The organism is Geodermatophilus sp. TF02-6 (genome assembly GCF_003319115.1).
In the GTDB taxonomy this organism is placed as follows: Bacteria; Actinomycetota; Actinomycetes; order Mycobacteriales; family Geodermatophilaceae; genus Geodermatophilus.
In genome coordinates this window covers 139,502-152,661 of record NZ_QOHF01000012.1, presented here as the reverse complement: position 1 = coordinate 152,661, position 13,160 = coordinate 139,502, and the positions used below count along the sequence as shown (strand labels likewise).

At 76.8% G+C, this 13,160-nt stretch carries 13 protein-coding genes; 8 read left to right on the top strand and 5 right to left on the bottom strand.

Annotated features, from left to right (window positions below):
• From DQ238_RS12960 to DQ238_RS12945, 4 genes are all read right to left on the bottom strand, one after another.
• A partial coding sequence (locus DQ238_RS12960; RefSeq protein ID WP_147263066.1) for a DUF222 domain-containing protein occupies positions 1 to 1,527 on the bottom strand: 1,527 nt, incomplete at its 3' end.
• A 306-nt stretch (positions 1,528 to 1,833) separates the two neighbouring features.
• The gene (locus DQ238_RS12955; RefSeq protein WP_113781670.1) at positions 1,834 to 2,487 is read right to left on the bottom strand and encodes a TIGR04222 domain-containing membrane protein; all 654 of its coding nucleotides are present in this window, start codon (positions 2,485 to 2,487) and stop codon (positions 1,834 to 1,836) included.
• An 82-nt stretch (positions 2,488 to 2,569) separates the two neighbouring features.
• Positions 2,570 to 2,833 (bottom strand): co-chaperone YbbN, encoded by a 264-nt coding sequence (locus tag DQ238_RS12950; RefSeq protein WP_113781669.1) that lies wholly within the window; start codon positions 2,831 to 2,833, stop codon positions 2,570 to 2,572.
• 10 nt (positions 2,834 to 2,843) lie between these two features.
• Positions 2,844 to 3,173: a tetratricopeptide repeat protein gene (locus tag DQ238_RS12945; protein ID WP_113781668.1), complete on the bottom strand. Its 330-nt coding sequence runs from the start codon at positions 3,171 to 3,173 to the stop codon at positions 2,844 to 2,846.
• 116 nt (positions 3,174 to 3,289) lie between these two features.
• Between DQ238_RS12945 and DQ238_RS12940 the strand changes: the two genes are divergently transcribed.
• The 8 genes from DQ238_RS12940 to DQ238_RS12905 all read left to right on the top strand — a co-directional run bounded on the left by DQ238_RS12940 (position 3,290) and on the right by DQ238_RS12905 (position 12,412).
• On the top strand, positions 3,290 to 3,991 hold the full coding sequence (locus DQ238_RS12940; RefSeq protein WP_113781667.1) for a DUF4383 domain-containing protein: 702 nt from the start codon (positions 3,290 to 3,292) through the stop codon (positions 3,989 to 3,991).
• Between the two features lie 91 nt (positions 3,992 to 4,082).
• The gene (gene cobG / locus DQ238_RS12935) at positions 4,083 to 5,276 is read left to right on the top strand and encodes a precorrin-3B synthase (RefSeq protein WP_113781666.1); all 1,194 of its coding nucleotides are present in this window, start codon (positions 4,083 to 4,085) and stop codon (positions 5,274 to 5,276) included.
• A complete protein-coding gene (locus DQ238_RS12930) occupies positions 5,276 to 5,896 on the top strand; it encodes a precorrin-8X methylmutase (protein WP_113781665.1) in 621 nt (206 codons plus the stop codon). Before cobG ends, DQ238_RS12930 begins: the two co-directional genes overlap by 1 nt.
• Positions 5,897 to 5,933: 37 nt before the next feature.
• Positions 5,934 to 7,451: a precorrin-2 C(20)-methyltransferase gene (locus DQ238_RS12925; RefSeq protein ID WP_113781664.1), complete on the top strand. Its 1,518-nt coding sequence runs from the start codon at positions 5,934 to 5,936 to the stop codon at positions 7,449 to 7,451.
• A gap of 169 nt (positions 7,452 to 7,620) precedes the next feature.
• Positions 7,621 to 8,790, top strand: coding sequence for a pre-mycofactocin synthase MftD (gene mftD / locus DQ238_RS12920; protein ID WP_113781663.1), 1,170 nt, complete (start codon positions 7,621 to 7,623; stop codon positions 8,788 to 8,790).
• 47 nt (positions 8,791 to 8,837) lie between these two features.
• Positions 8,838 to 10,067 carry an MFS transporter gene (locus DQ238_RS12915; protein WP_233495929.1) on the top strand — a complete coding sequence of 410 codons (1,230 nt, stop codon included), beginning with the start codon at positions 8,838 to 8,840 and terminating at the stop codon, positions 10,065 to 10,067.
• Positions 10,068 to 10,271: 204 nt separating this feature from the next.
• Complete coding sequence (locus DQ238_RS12910) at positions 10,272 to 11,909, top strand: tannase/feruloyl esterase family alpha/beta hydrolase (protein WP_113781661.1); 1,638 nt, start codon at positions 10,272 to 10,274, stop codon at positions 11,907 to 11,909.
• Positions 11,910 to 12,022: 113 nt separating this feature from the next.
• A complete protein-coding gene (locus DQ238_RS12905) occupies positions 12,023 to 12,412 on the top strand; it encodes a hypothetical protein (RefSeq protein ID WP_113781660.1) in 390 nt (129 codons plus the stop codon).
• An 11-nt stretch (positions 12,413 to 12,423) separates the two neighbouring features.
• On the opposite strand, the gene DQ238_RS12900 is transcribed toward DQ238_RS12905, so the two are convergent.
• Complete coding sequence (locus DQ238_RS12900; RefSeq protein WP_113781659.1) at positions 12,424 to 13,149, bottom strand: cobalt-precorrin-6A reductase; 726 nt, start codon at positions 13,147 to 13,149, stop codon at positions 12,424 to 12,426.
• Positions 13,150 to 13,160 lie beyond the last annotated feature (11 nt).

Genomic DNA, 13,160 nt, shown 5'->3' with positions numbered 1-13,160 from the left:
CCCGAGCAGCGCCCCCAGGTCCAGCACGGCCCGCAGCTCCCCGTCGGTCCAGGTTCCGTCGCAGATGGCCTGCCGGGCGCCGGCCAGGCCTGCGCGGACGGCGGCCTGGTGCCGGGCCGCGGCCAGCGCCATCCACTCCGACAGCGGCCGGTCGGCCACCGGGGTGGGGCCGCGTACCGGGACCTCGGGCGGCGCGGGTGGCTCTGACCGCGCCGGCTCGGGCGGCCTCGCCACGGGCGGTCCAGGTGGTGCCGCGCCCGTGGTCGGAGCCCCGCGGTGCATGCACTCCGCCTGTCCGGCCTCCACCACCGGCTCCTCAGCCGCACAGCCTGGAGCCTCGTGCTGGTCTGGCTTCCCCGGCAGGCCATCGAGCACGGGCTCGGGGCGGGGCAGCAGGCCGAAGGTGTAGGCCAGCTCGCGCACCATCTCCGCCGACACCAGATGCCCCTCCACCTGCCCGGGCTCGGCGCCGCCGAGCATCGTCTCCAGGGTGGCCACCACGGTCAGCGCGACGCTCACCGGCGGCATGTCGTGCTCCCCGGGCCGCAGGATCAGGTCCTGCACGCAATCGGCCATGCGCTGCTGCCCGGTCCGCTGATCCCCATCCACCCGGGCCTGCTCGGCGTAGGCCGCCAGGGCCCGGTAGATCGCCGCCGCCGCCGGCAGCGGCAGGTCGATGGCCACCGTGGCGGTGCCGTCGCGGCGGTCGTACAGGCGCACCCCGCGCTCGCGGATGGCCTGGACCAACTTGCGCCCGGCGGCCTCGGCGTCCTTGCGGAGGACGACCCGCCGAGCACAGTCGCCCAGCTGCGGCGGCGTCTTGCCGCCCAGCAGGCCCAGCACGTGCGCCTCGATGTCGGCGCGCAGCTCGTCGTCGGCCACCGGGCCGACGATGCTGATCATCTGGCGGACGTGCGCTGGGCTCAACTCCCCTCGGGACAGCAGGTTCAGGGTCAGCGGGAGGCGCTCGTCGAGCACCAGGGACTCCTCGAGCAGCGCGGTGGCCGCCCGGGCAGACATCCGCAGCGTGGGTGCGACCTCGTCGACCGCCCACTCGCTGACCTCGCCCAGCGCGGCCGGCCGGGCCGCCCGGGTGGCCGCCGACATCGCGCCCCGCTCCCCCGGCTGGCGGTCCACCAGCGCCGCGGGTCGGGCGCGGGCGAACTCGGCCAGCGAGGTCGCCAGCACCGCCGAGAGCCGGGCGATCTCCCGCGACGCCGCCGCCGCCCGGGCCAACGGCGCCGCACCGGCCGCCAGCAGCGCCTCCAACTCGGCAGCGCCGGCCAGGAGGCCATCGGCCTCGGCAGCAACGGCACCGAGCAGGCCGCTCCCCGTGGCGTGCCGCGCCCCGTCGACCAGCCACCGCAGGCCCCGGCGCAGGCCGGGGTGGACGACGTCGACGAGACACGCGTCGCCGTCGGCCAGCGACACCGCGGGGGCGACCTCGACACGGTGCAGCACCGCGGTCAGGCCGTGCTCGAGCGACGAGGCACCTGCGGGGCCCGCGGCGACGACGTCCTCGAACACGTGTTCGATCATAACCCATGGACACGAACCTGACCAGCGGAGATGACCCCTGCGGACGAAACCGGCATGTTCACCGCACCGGGCGCCAGCACGTACGAGACCTGCACCCGTGCGCTGCTCGACGCCCGCATGGGCAGCATCCGCACTCGCGCCCACGCCCAGGCTGCCGTCACCTCTGCCGGCTCTCCGGCACCCAGCTGGGCTGGACGGCAGCGGCCGCGGCGGCGGTCGTGCTGCTCGCTGCCGGCGCGAGGACCGTCGGGTGAGGTGCCGCTCGGACGGGACCGTCCCCGCCCGCCGTGGACGTCAGTCGCCTCGGCCATCGACGCCGAGACCGCCGAGACCGAGGAGGCCGGCGTCCCCCGAGCGGACGAACGGCGGGCGGGAGGCGCGGGCCGCGCGGACCGCCGCGGGTGGCGTCGACGCGGGGGTGGGGCGCGGCGGGTCGAAGACGGCGGTCCGCAGCTGCGCGTCCGCCCACGCGCGCGGGCCGGCCAGCGCCACCGGCAGGGCGCCGCTCCCGGGCGGGACGGACGGCGGGTCGCGGCGAACACTCCGGAGGGCGGCCCGCCCGGTCCGGGTGAGGGCCGTCAGCGCCCACCGACGCCGCTCCCCCGACGTCACGCCCCCGCGCCTGGAGAGCAGCCCGGCGGCCTGCAGGCGTCCGGCCACGGACGCGAGGCGGACGTCCGCGCGCACCCGCCAGTAGACGCCCTCGGCCGACCGCCCGCCGCGGGCTCCGGCCGCGTCGAGCACGGCCGCCTCGACCGGGTGCCGGCGGCGGGCGTCGACGACGTGCAGCTCACCCGGGGGTCGGGACACCCGCAGGCGCCCGCTCGCCAGCAGGGCGACGACCGCGGTCTCGACGACGCGTCGAGGCCCGCCGGCCAGGTAGGCGACGTCGTACAGGTCGAGGTCGACCGGGTCGGTGCCGACCACGGGGACGTGCGTTCCGGTCATGTCCGTCGTCCTCCCCCGGGGGGTGGTGCGCACCTTGGGGCGACGGTCGCACGAGGGTCTCCGCCGGTGGGAGCCGACGGTGTCAGCCGCGGGCCCGCGAGGCGAGGGCGCCCTCGAGCCAGGCCCGCAGCGCAGGCTCGGGGGCGGCCCCGGCCTGCCGGGCCACGACCTCGCCCCGGTCGAGGACCAGCAGCGTCGGGACGGCCTGGACCCTGAACCGCCGGGCCAGCAGCGGCGCGCCGTCGACGTCCACCCTGACGAGCTTGACCCGACCGGCGAGGGCCGTGGCCAGCCGCTCGAGGACCGGGCCGACCGTGCGGCAGGGCGTGATCCGGCTCGCCGTCACGACGTCCCCCTCACTCCGCGCCGAGGGCGTCGGCCACCCGGTGGTGCGACACCGCCTCGGCGGCCCGGCTCTGCCGCTCCAGCGTGCGGGCCAGCGCCCGCCGCGCCCAGCCGTTGGCCGGGGCCATCTCCACCAGCCGGTGCAGCGCCTCCTCGGCGCGGGTCAGCTGCGCCGAGGCGAAGTAGGCGCGGGCCAGCAGTTCCAGCGCGGCCTCGTTGGCCGGCTCGGCCTCGACCAGCGGAGCGAGCACCCGCGCCGCCTCGATCGGCTGCCCCGTGGCGAGGAAGAGGTCCGCGCTGAGGAACTCCGAGTGCAGGTCGCGGTCGAACGGCTGGGTCATGCCCGGGTCAACGACCCCGGCCGCCCCGGGCTTCCCGGGAGGGCGTGCACGCAACCGCATCCAGAGCCGCTCGGGAGGCGGAGAATGGGCACCACCACCGTCCTCGGGAGCCTCCCATGGCACTGCGACAGCACCTCCCGCACCGCACGAACCGATCCAGCGAGGACCGCCCGGGACTCGGCGCCCGCGTCTACGCCGTGCAACGCATCGGCGCCGTCGTGGTGGCGCTGGTGCTCCTGGTCTTCGGTCTGCTCGGCTTCGCCAACCAGCTCGCCTTCTTCTCCACCCGGGGCGAGCGCATCCTCGGCCTGTCGTCCAACGGCCTGCTGTCGACCATCTCGGTGGTGATGGCGCTCGTGCTGCTCGTCGCCGCCGCGCGCAGCCCGCGGGTCACCTCGACCATCATGATCGTCGCCGGCTCGCTGTTCCTGCTCTCCGCCCTGGTGAACCTGGCGGTGCTGCGCACCTCGTTCAACATCCTGGCCTTCCAGTTCCAGAACGTGGTCTTCTCCGTCGTCGTCGGCCTGCTCCTGCTGGTGCTCGGCGCCTACGGCCGGATCGGCGGCCACCTGCCGCCGGACAGCCCGTACACCCACCCGCGGACGGTCGTGCAGGGCGACTCCGACCACGAGTTCCCGTCGACGCCCGCGGAGGTCGAGGCCGAGCACGCGATGCGCGATGCCGAGGTCGCCGTCGTCCAGCACGTCGCCAGCTTCGACCAGCGCCGCCGGGTGGCGGCCATGGCGCAGGTGCACAGCCGGGCCGACCGCCGGCGGGTGTGGATGTCGTTCGACGAGGGCGGACGCGAGCTGCACTGACCGCGCCAAGCCGGCCTCGCTGCAGGGTCCCGACCCGATCGGAGCGAGGGACGGGGGGCAGCGAGGTCCTCCCAGTACCCTCGCCAGCGCCATGCCCACCAGCGCCGTGCCCACCAGCGCCGTGCCCACCAGCGCCGTGCCCGCCGTCCCCCGCGTCCGGGCCGACGCGTGCCCGGGGGCGTTGCAGACGCACGCCGCCGCCGACGGCGCCCTCGCCCGCGTGCGGGTGCCCGGCGGCCTGCTGACCGCCGCCCAGCTGCGCGCCCTGGCCGCGGCCGCCCGGGAGCTCGGCGACGGCGCCCTGGAGCTGACCAGCCGGGGCAACGTGCAGCTGCGCGGCCTGGCGGCGGGCACCGAGGCCGCCCTGGGCGAGCGGCTGGCCGCCGCGGGCCTGCTGCCCAGCGCGACCCACGAGCGGGTCCGCAACGTCCTGGCCAGCACGCTGTCCGGCCGCGCCGGCGGGCACCTCGACGTGCGGCCGTGGGTGCGGGCGCTGGACGCCGGGATCCGCGCCGAGCCGGCGTTCGCCGCGCTGCCCGGCCGCTTCCTCGCCACCCTGGACGACGGCCGCGGCGACGTCGCCGGCCTCGGCGGGGACGTCGGCCTGCTCGCCCTCGGGCCGGACGACGTCGCGCTCACCCTCGCCGGCGTCGACACCGGCCTGCGCGCGGCCCCCGACGCGGCGGTGGCCCTGGCGCTCGCCGCCACGGCCGCCTTCCTCGAGGAGCGCGCCGCGCAGGGTGGCACCGCCTGGCGGCTGGCCGAGTTGGACGGCGGTCCCCAGCGCGTCACCGGGCGCCTGCGAGGCCCCCGTTCCGAGCCGGGGCCGGTCCCGGGCGCCCCGTCCACCGGACCCGTCGGGCCCGTCGACCAGGTCGACGGGGCGAGCGCGCTCGTCGCCGTCGTCCCGCTCGGTCGGCTGAGCGCTGTCCAGGCGGACCTGCTGGCCCACCTCGCCGACGAGGTGCAGCTGACCCCGTGGCGCAGCGTCGTCCTGCCGGACCTGGCCGACGACTCCGCCGCCGCGGCGCTCACCGCCGCCGGGTTGGTGCTCGACCCGGGCAGCGCCTGGCTGCGGGTCACCGCCTGCGCCGGGCGGCCGGGGTGCGCCAGGTCGCTGGCCGACGTGCGCGCCGACGCCGCGGCGGCGGTGGCGGCGCGGACGCTGCCGACGGCCGGCGCCCGCCAGCACTGGGCCGGGTGCGAGCGCCGCTGCGGCCGCCCGCGGGGGAACGTCGTCGACGTGGTGGCGACCGGGACCGGATACCGAGTCGGGAAGGCCTGATGTACGAGTACGAGAGGGACGGCGCCGAGATCTACCGGCGCTCGTTCGCCACCATCCGCGCCGAGACCGATCTCACCGGCCTGCCCGAGCAGGTGGCCCGGGTCGCGGTGCGGATGGTGCACGCCTGCGGGCAGGTCGACCTGGTCGCCGACCTCGCGTACTCGCCGGACGTCGTCGCCCGCGCCCGGAAGGCGCTGGACGGCGGGGCGCCGGTGCTCTGCGACGCGCAGATGGTGGCCGCCGGCATCACTCGCCGCCGGCTGCCGGCGGACAACGACGTCGTCTGCACGTTGACCGATCCGCGCACGCCGGAGCTGGCGCACCGGCTGGGCACCACCCGCTCCGCCGCGGCGCTGGAGCTCTGGCGCGACCGGCTCGACGGCGCGGTCGTGGCGATCGGCAACGCGCCGACCGCGCTGTTCCACCTGCTGGAGATGGTCGCCGCCGGCGCGCCCCGGCCGGCCGCGGTGGTCGGCGTCCCGGTCGGCTTCATCGGCGCCGCGGAGTCGAAGGAGGCGCTCGCCGCCTCCGACCTGCCCTCCCTGGTCGTCCGGGGCCGCCGCGGCGGGAGCGCGATCACCGCCGCGGCGGTCAACGCGATCGCGAGCGACGTCGAGTGAGGGCCGAAATGGCCATTTCGGCCCCGGGGGGCGGCTGGTGACCGGGCGGTTGTACGGGGTCGGGCTCGGGCCGGGCGACCCGGAGCTGGTCACGGTCAAGGGCGCCCGGCTGATCGGCGCGGCCGACGTCGTCGCCTACCACGCCGCCCGGCACGGCCGCTCGGTGGCCCGCGCGCTGGCCGCCCCCTACCTGCGCGAGGGCCAGGTCGAGGAGCTGCTGGTCTACCCCGTCACCACCGAGACCACCGACCACCCCGGCGGCTACCAAGGCGCGATCGACGAGTTCTACGAGGCGGCCGCGGCCCGGCTGGCCGCGCACCTCGACGCCGGGCGCGACGTCGTCGTCCTCGCCGAGGGCGACCCGTTCTTCTACGGCTCCTACATGCACATGCACAAGCGGCTGGCGCACCGCTACCCCACCGAGGTCGTGCCCGGCGTGACCAGCGTCAGCGGCGCCGCGGCAGCGGTCGGCCGGCCGCTGGTCGAGCGGGACGAGGTGCTCACCGTGCTGCCCGGCACGCTCGGCGCCGAGCGGCTCGCCGAGGAGCTGGCCGCCACCGACGCGGCCGCGGTGGTCAAGCTCGGCCGCACCTTCCCGCAGGTGCGGGAGGCGTTCGACCGCGCCGGCGTCCTCGACCGCGCCCTCTACGTGGAGCGGGCGACCACCGACCGGCAGCGCGCGGCACCCCTGGCCGACGTCGACCCGGCGACCGTGCCGTACTTCTCCCTCGCCCTGCTGCCCAGCCCGCTGACCGGGCCGACCCCCGGACCCGGGCGGTCCGACGGGGCCGCAGCCGGCCGCGGCGAGGTCGTCGTGGTCGGGCTCGGCCCGGGCGCGCGCAGCTGGACCACGCCGGAGGCCGCCGACGCGCTGGCCGCCGCTGACGACCTGGTCGGCTACGGCCCCTACCTCGACCGGGTGCCGGCCAACCCGCGGCAGACCCGCCACCCCAGCGACAACCGGGTGGAGGCCGAGCGGGCCGCGCACGCCCTGACCCTGGCCCGGTCCGGACGCCGGGTCGCGGTGGTCTCCAGCGGCGACCCCGGGGTCTTCGCCATGGCCGCGGCGGTGCTCGAGGTGGCCGACCGGCCGGAGTTGGCCGGCGTCCCGGTGCGGGTGCTGCCCGGGCTGACCGCCGCCCAGGCCGTCGCCGCCCGGGTCGGCGCGCCGCTGGGCCACGACTTCGCCGTGATCAGCCTCTCCGACGTCCGCAAGCCCTGGGACGTCGTCGTCGACCGGCTGCGCCACGCGGCCGCGGCCGACCTGGTGATCGCGCTGTACAACCCGCGGTCGCGGGCGCGACCGCACCAGCTCGCCGAGGCGCAGGAGGTGCTGCTGGGGACCCGCGCCCCCGGCACGGTGGTCGTCGTCGGCCGCGACGTCGGCGGCCCGGAGGAGAGCGTGACGGTCACCACGCTGGGCGAGCTGGACCCCGAGACCGTGGACATGCGCTGCCTGGTGCTCGTCGGCTCCTCGCAGACCCGGGTCGGCCGGTCGGGCGCCGTCTGGACCCCGCGCACCCATGAAGGACCCCGTCCTCCCCACCCCTCGTAGAAGGACCTCCCTACCCCCCACCCTCGCAGGCTCGCGGCGGGACCCTGCAGGGAGGCCGACGGGGCCCGGTGACACTCAGTGCCACGGCTGGCACCATGGCGCGGGCGTGGCGTGCGTCACCGGCACCGCCGGGCACGCCCTGGATCGGCGGCGAGCGCGGAGGACTCTCATGGCGAGCACCAAGGACTGGTTCGAGACCGTCGAGGAGGCGCGGCACCGGGCGCAGAAGCGGCTGCCGCGCTCGGTGTACCTGGCCCTGGTCGCCGGCACCGAGAAGGGCCTGACGGCGAACGACAACACGGCCGCCTTCGACGAGATCGTCTGGCGCCCGCACGTCGCCGACCTGCCGGCCAAGCGGGAGACGGCGACGACGGTCATGGGCCAGGAGGTCTCCATGCCCGTCCTGGTCTCCCCCACCGGCGTGCAGGCGGTGCACCCCGACGGCGAGGTCGCCGTCGCCCGCGCCGCCGCGGCCCAGGACGTCGCGATGGGCCTGTCCTCCTTCGCCAGCAAGCCGGTCGAGGAGGTCGGCGCGGTCAACCCCAAGCTGTTCTTCCAGATGTACTGGGTCGGCTCCCGGGAGACGATCCTCGCCCGCGCCGAGCGCGCCCGCGCCGCCGGCGCCAAGGGCCTGATCATGACCCTGGACTGGTCGTTCGCCTCGCGCCGCGACTGGGGCAGCCCGCCGATCCCCGAGAAGATCGACGTCAAGAACGCGCTGAAGTTCGCCCCCGAGGTGCTGCGCAAGCCGCGCTGGCTGACCACCTACCTGCGCACCGGCTCGATCCCCGAGCTCTCCGTGCCCAACCTGGCGCTCGACGGGCAGCAGCCGCCGAACTTCTTCGGCGCCTACGGCGAGTGGATGGCCACCGCGCTGCCGCGCTGGGAGGACGTCGCCTGGCTGCGCGAGCAGTGGGGCGGGCCGTTCATGCTCAAGGGGATCAGCCGGATCGACGACGCCCGCCGCGCCGTCGACGCCGGCGTCACGGCGATCTCCGTCTCCACGCACGGCGGCAACAACCTCGACAGCACGCCGGGCGCGATCCGCTCCCTGCCGGCCGTGGTCGACGCGGTCGGCGACCAGGTCGAGGTGCTGATGGACGGCGGGGTCCGCCGCGGCGCCGACGTGGTCAAGGCGATGGCCCTGGGCGCCAAGGCGGTGATGATCGGCCGCGCCTACCTGTGGGGGATGGCCGCGAACGGCGAGCGCGGCGTGCAGAACGTGCTGTCGATCATCCGGCAGGGCATCGACGAGGCGCTGCTCGGGCTGGGCCGGTCCTCGGTGCACGACCTGGCCCGGGAGGACGTCGTCCTGCCGCCGGACTTCGAGCGCCGCTGACCGGCGCGTCGGGAATGCGCCCGCGGCGGGCGGGCTTGCCGAGGAGCGTGCCCCGCCGCCGCGTCCCCCGCGCCGTGTCGTTCTGGACGGCGGGCCTGCTGCTGGTGCTCGTGCTGGCCGCCTCCGGCGTCCCGTCGCCGCTCTACCGCGTCTACCAGGAGCGGTTCGGCTTCTCCTCCGGCGTCCTGACGACGGTCTTCGGGATCTACGCCTTCGCGCTGCTGGCCGCGCTGCTGGTCGTCGGCGCCCTCTCCGACCACGTGGGCCGCCGTCCGGTGCTCGTCGCCGGGCTGCTGCTGCAGGCGGTCGCCGGCCTGCTGTTCCTCCTGGCCGACGGGGTGGGCTGGCTCCTGGCCGCCCGCGTGGTCCAGGGCCTGTCGGTGGGCACCCTCACCGGGACGCTGGGGGCCACCCTGCTGGACTTCCAGCGCGCCGACCGGCCGACGGGCGCGCTGCTCAACAGCGCCTCCCCCGGCCTCGGGCTGGCGCTCGGCGCGGTCGGCGCAGGGCTGGCCATCGAGTTCGTGCCGGCCCCCACCACCTGGGTGTTCGGCACGACGACCGCCCTGTTCACCGCCGCCGCGCTGCTCCTGCCGGTCCTGCTGCCGGAGTCCTCGCCGCGGGTACCGGGCGCGCTGGCCTCGCTGCGGCCGCGGGTGCACGTCCCCGCCGCCCAGCGCGGCGCCTTCCTCGTCGCGCTGCCCTGCCTGGTCGCGCTGTGGGCGCTGAGCGGGCTGTACCTGTCGCTGGGCCCGTCGGTGATGGCCGGCGTCTTCGGCGTCGAGGACCACCTGGTCGGCAGCCTGCTGCTGGTCGCGGTGAACGCCACCGGCACGGTCGGGTCGGTGAGCCTGTGGCGGGCCTCCGCCCGCACCGCCATGCTCAGCGGCTGCCTGGTCTTCGCCGTCGGCGTCACCGCCACCGTCGCCGCGCTGCTCACCGCCGCCCCGGTGCTGTTCTTCGCGGCCGCCGTCGTCTCCGGGTTCGGCTTCGGCGCGGCCTTCCTCGGCGCGATCGCCACGGTCACCCGCGGGGTCGCGGCCGGCGAGCGCGGCGGGTTGCTCTCCAGCGTCTTCGTCGTCGGCTACCTGGCCTTCAGCGTCCCGGCCATCACCGCCGGGCTGGCCGCGGCCCGGGTGGGGCTGCGGCCGACCGCCACGGTGTACGGGGCGCTCGTCGTCGCGCTCGCCCTGGTCGCCGTCGCCGGGCTGCTGCGGCGGCGCCGGGCCGAGCGCCGGGCCACCGCCGGGGAGCGGTCCGAGCCGGTCGCCGCCTGAACGAGGACCACCCTTTCCCCCACGGCCCCGTCCCGAGGCGCCCCGAGCTTGCGAGGCGGCCCCTCGCAGGGGCCCGCCGCGAGCTCGTGAGCGGTGGGGGGCGAGGGGTCCTTCTCCCTGCAGGGAGGCCACGCCGGGTTCGGTCTGTGGCAGGGTGACGGTCTCGGGGCAGCGCCGCCCCTCGACGGTCCTGGAGGTCGCTCCATGCGGTCACGTCGACGGTCCCGCCGCCCCGGGCGCGCGGTGCTGGTGGTCCTGGCGACCACCGCGGCGAGCCTGGCGCTCGTCGTCCCCAGCGCCGACGCCGGGCCCCCGCAGCACGGTCCCGATGCCGGACCCGCGCAGTCGGTCCGGTCCTGCGCGAGCCTGGGCGAGCTACGGCTGCCGGACACCACGGTCACCTCGGCGGTCACCGACGCCGGCGACGCGACGACACCGGCGTCCTGCCGGGTCACGCTCACCGTCGACGACCCCGAGGACACCGGCGTGGTGACCGTCTGGGTGGACCTGCCCGAGAGCACCTGGAACGGCCGGTTCCAGGGCGTGGGCGGTGGCGGCTTCTCCGGCGGCACCCCCGAGCGCCTCCTGCCCGCGCTGCGGGCCGGCTACGCCGCCGCGGCGACCGACGCCGGGAACCCGCGGGGCAGCAACACCGACCCGACGGACGACGCCCAGTTCGCGCTCGACCCCGACGGCACCCTCGACTGGCCGGCGATCGAGGACTTCGGCCACGAGGGCGTCCACGACATGACCGTCACCGCCAAGGCGGTGGTGGCCGCCTACTACGGGCACGACCCCGCCCACTCCTACTTCAACGGCTGCTCCACCGGCGGCCGCCAGGGGCTGATGGAGGCCCAGCGGTACCCCGACGACTACGACGGGATCGCCGCGGGCGCCCCGGTGATCAACTGGCCGCAGCTGCAGACCATGCAGATCTGGGGGCAGCTGGTCATGGAGGAGGAGGGCAACCCGATCCCGGCGTGCGAGTTCGCGGCCGCCCTCAGCGCCACGGTCGCCGCCTGTGACACCGTCGGCGACGGCGTGGTCGACGGCGTCATCAGCGACCCGTTGGCCTGCTCCTTCGACCTGGGCACCCTGGTCGGGACCGTGACCCCGTGCGGGGAGATCACCGCGCAGGACGTCGAGGTGATGCGCCGCATCGCGCAGGGCCCGCGCCGGCCGGACGGCGGCTTCCTCTGGTACGGCCTGCCGCCGGGCGCCCCGTACGCCGGCCTGCACGACGTCGTCCAGCAGCCCGACGGCACCCTGCTCCAACAGCCGTTCGTCTTCGACATCTGGTGGTTCCGCTACTTCCTCACCCAGGACCCGGACTTCGACTGGACCTCGCTCACCTACGAGTCCTACGCCGACTGGTTCGACGTGGCCGTGGAGCGGTACGACGAGGTGCTGGGCGCAAGCGACCCGGACCTCTCGGCGTTCCACGCGTCCGGCGGCAAGCTGGTGGTGTGGCACGGCGGCGCCGACTTCGGCGTCCCCGTCCAGGGCTCGATCGACTACTACGAACGGGTCCAGGACACCCTCGGCCGTGGCCAGACCGAGCAGTTCCTGCGCCTGTTCCTCTTCCCGGGTGTGGGCCACTGCGGCGGCGGCGCCGGCGCGCAGCCGGTCGACCCGCTGCGCGCGGTGGTCGAGTGGGTGGAGGAGGGCACGGCCCCGCGGACGCTGGACGCGACGAGCGTCGTCGAGGACGGGACCGTCACCGGGACCCGTCCGGTCTGCGCCTACCCCTGGGTGGCGCGGTGGACCGGCCGGGGCGAGCGCGCCGACGGCAGCACCTACCGCTGCGTGCCCGCGACGCGGCTGCAGCTGCGCCAGGCCTGAGCGACCGGGGTGCCGTCGAGGTCGGACCGGACGAGCCGGCTCTGGCGCTCGTCCCCATCCGGTGCTCGGATCTCCGAGCACCCTCCCCGTCGACCGCCGCCTGGAGGACCCCGATGGCCCGGACCCGGACTCCCGCCGCAGCGGCTCCTGCGACCGTCCGGCTGGCGCAGGCCGCGGCCGTGCTCTGCGTGCTCGTGCTGCTCTGGCAGTTCGTCTCGGCCGGCCGGCTCCTCAGCGGCGAGGACGCCACCGGCGGCCACGGCGCCGGGGCGGTGGCGCTGCACGTCACCGCCGGGCTGCTCCTGCTGGCCACGGCGCTCGAGGGACGGCGCACGCGGGTCTGGTGGCCGGCCGAGCTGGCCGCCGTCGTCTTCGCGCTGACCTTCGTCCAGGCCGCGCTCGGCAGCGCCGGGGAGATGGCGGCGCACGTCCCGACCGCGCTGGTGCTGAGCGCCGGGACGGTGTGGCTGACCGCCTGGGCGTTCCGTCCGGCCACCCCCTGAGGCGCGGCACGTCACCGGGCCCGCAGCCAGGCGAGCGCCTCCTCGACCGTCGCCGCCACGGGTACGCCCGGCGGCAGCGGCGGACGGCGGACCAGCACCACCGGCAGCTCCAGCTCCCGGGCCGCGGTGAGCTTGGCCGCGGTCATCGGCCCGCCGCTGTCCTTGGCGACGACGACCTCGACGGCGTGCTCGCGCAGCACGGCGAGCTCGTCGGCGACGGTGAACGGCCCGCGGGCGAGCAGCACGGTGGTCCGCTCCGGCAGCGGCGGGTCCGGCGGGTCGACCGAGCGGACCAGGCAGCGGCCGCGCAGCCGGGCAAACGCGGCCAGCCCCTGCCGACCGGTGGTGAGGAAGACCGAGCCGAACCCGGCCACGGCCGCGGCGGCGTCGTCGAGGGTGTCCGCCCAGCGCCAGTCGTCGCCCGGCCGCGGCGTCCAGCCGGGGCGCTGCAGCCGCAGCAGCGGGGTGCCGGTGGCCGCGGCGGCCGCGGCGGCGTGCGCGGTCATCGTGGCGGCGAACGGGTGGGTGGCGTCGACCAGCGCGGCCACGCCGGCCAGCGCCGCGGCCAGGCCCTCGGCGCCGCCGAACCCGCCCACGCGCACCGCGCCGGGCGGCAGCACCGGGTCGGCGACCCGGCCGGCCAGCGAGCTCGTCACGTCGACGCCGTCGGCGACCAGCCGCTCGGCCAGCCACCGGGCCTCCCCCGTGCCGCCGAGGACCAGCACCCGGCCGGTCACGCCGGTCCTGC

What these genes read in the sequence shown, in the direction of transcription:
- DQ238_RS12940 (WP_113781667.1), top strand. Translation starts at nt 3,290, where the DNA reads ATGGCACTGCGACAGCACCTCCCGCACCGCACGAACCGATCCAGCGAG.
- cobG (WP_113781666.1), top strand. Translation starts at nt 4,083, where the DNA reads ATGCCCACCAGCGCCGTGCCCACCAGCGCCGTGCCCACCAGCGCCGTG.
- DQ238_RS12910 (WP_113781661.1), top strand. Translation starts at nt 10,272, where the DNA reads ATGCGGTCACGTCGACGGTCCCGCCGCCCCGGGCGCGCGGTGCTGGTG.
- DQ238_RS12955 (WP_113781670.1), bottom strand. Translation starts at nt 2,487, where the DNA reads ATGACCGGAACGCACGTCCCCGTGGTCGGCACCGACCCGGTCGACCTC.
- DQ238_RS12930 (WP_113781665.1), top strand. Translation starts at nt 5,276, where the DNA reads ATGTACGAGTACGAGAGGGACGGCGCCGAGATCTACCGGCGCTCGTTC.
- DQ238_RS12945 (WP_113781668.1), bottom strand. Translation starts at nt 3,173, where the DNA reads ATGACCCAGCCGTTCGACCGCGACCTGCACTCGGAGTTCCTCAGCGCG.
- DQ238_RS12905 (WP_113781660.1), top strand. Translation starts at nt 12,023, where the DNA reads ATGGCCCGGACCCGGACTCCCGCCGCAGCGGCTCCTGCGACCGTCCGG.
- mftD (WP_113781663.1), top strand. Translation starts at nt 7,621, where the DNA reads ATGGCGAGCACCAAGGACTGGTTCGAGACCGTCGAGGAGGCGCGGCAC.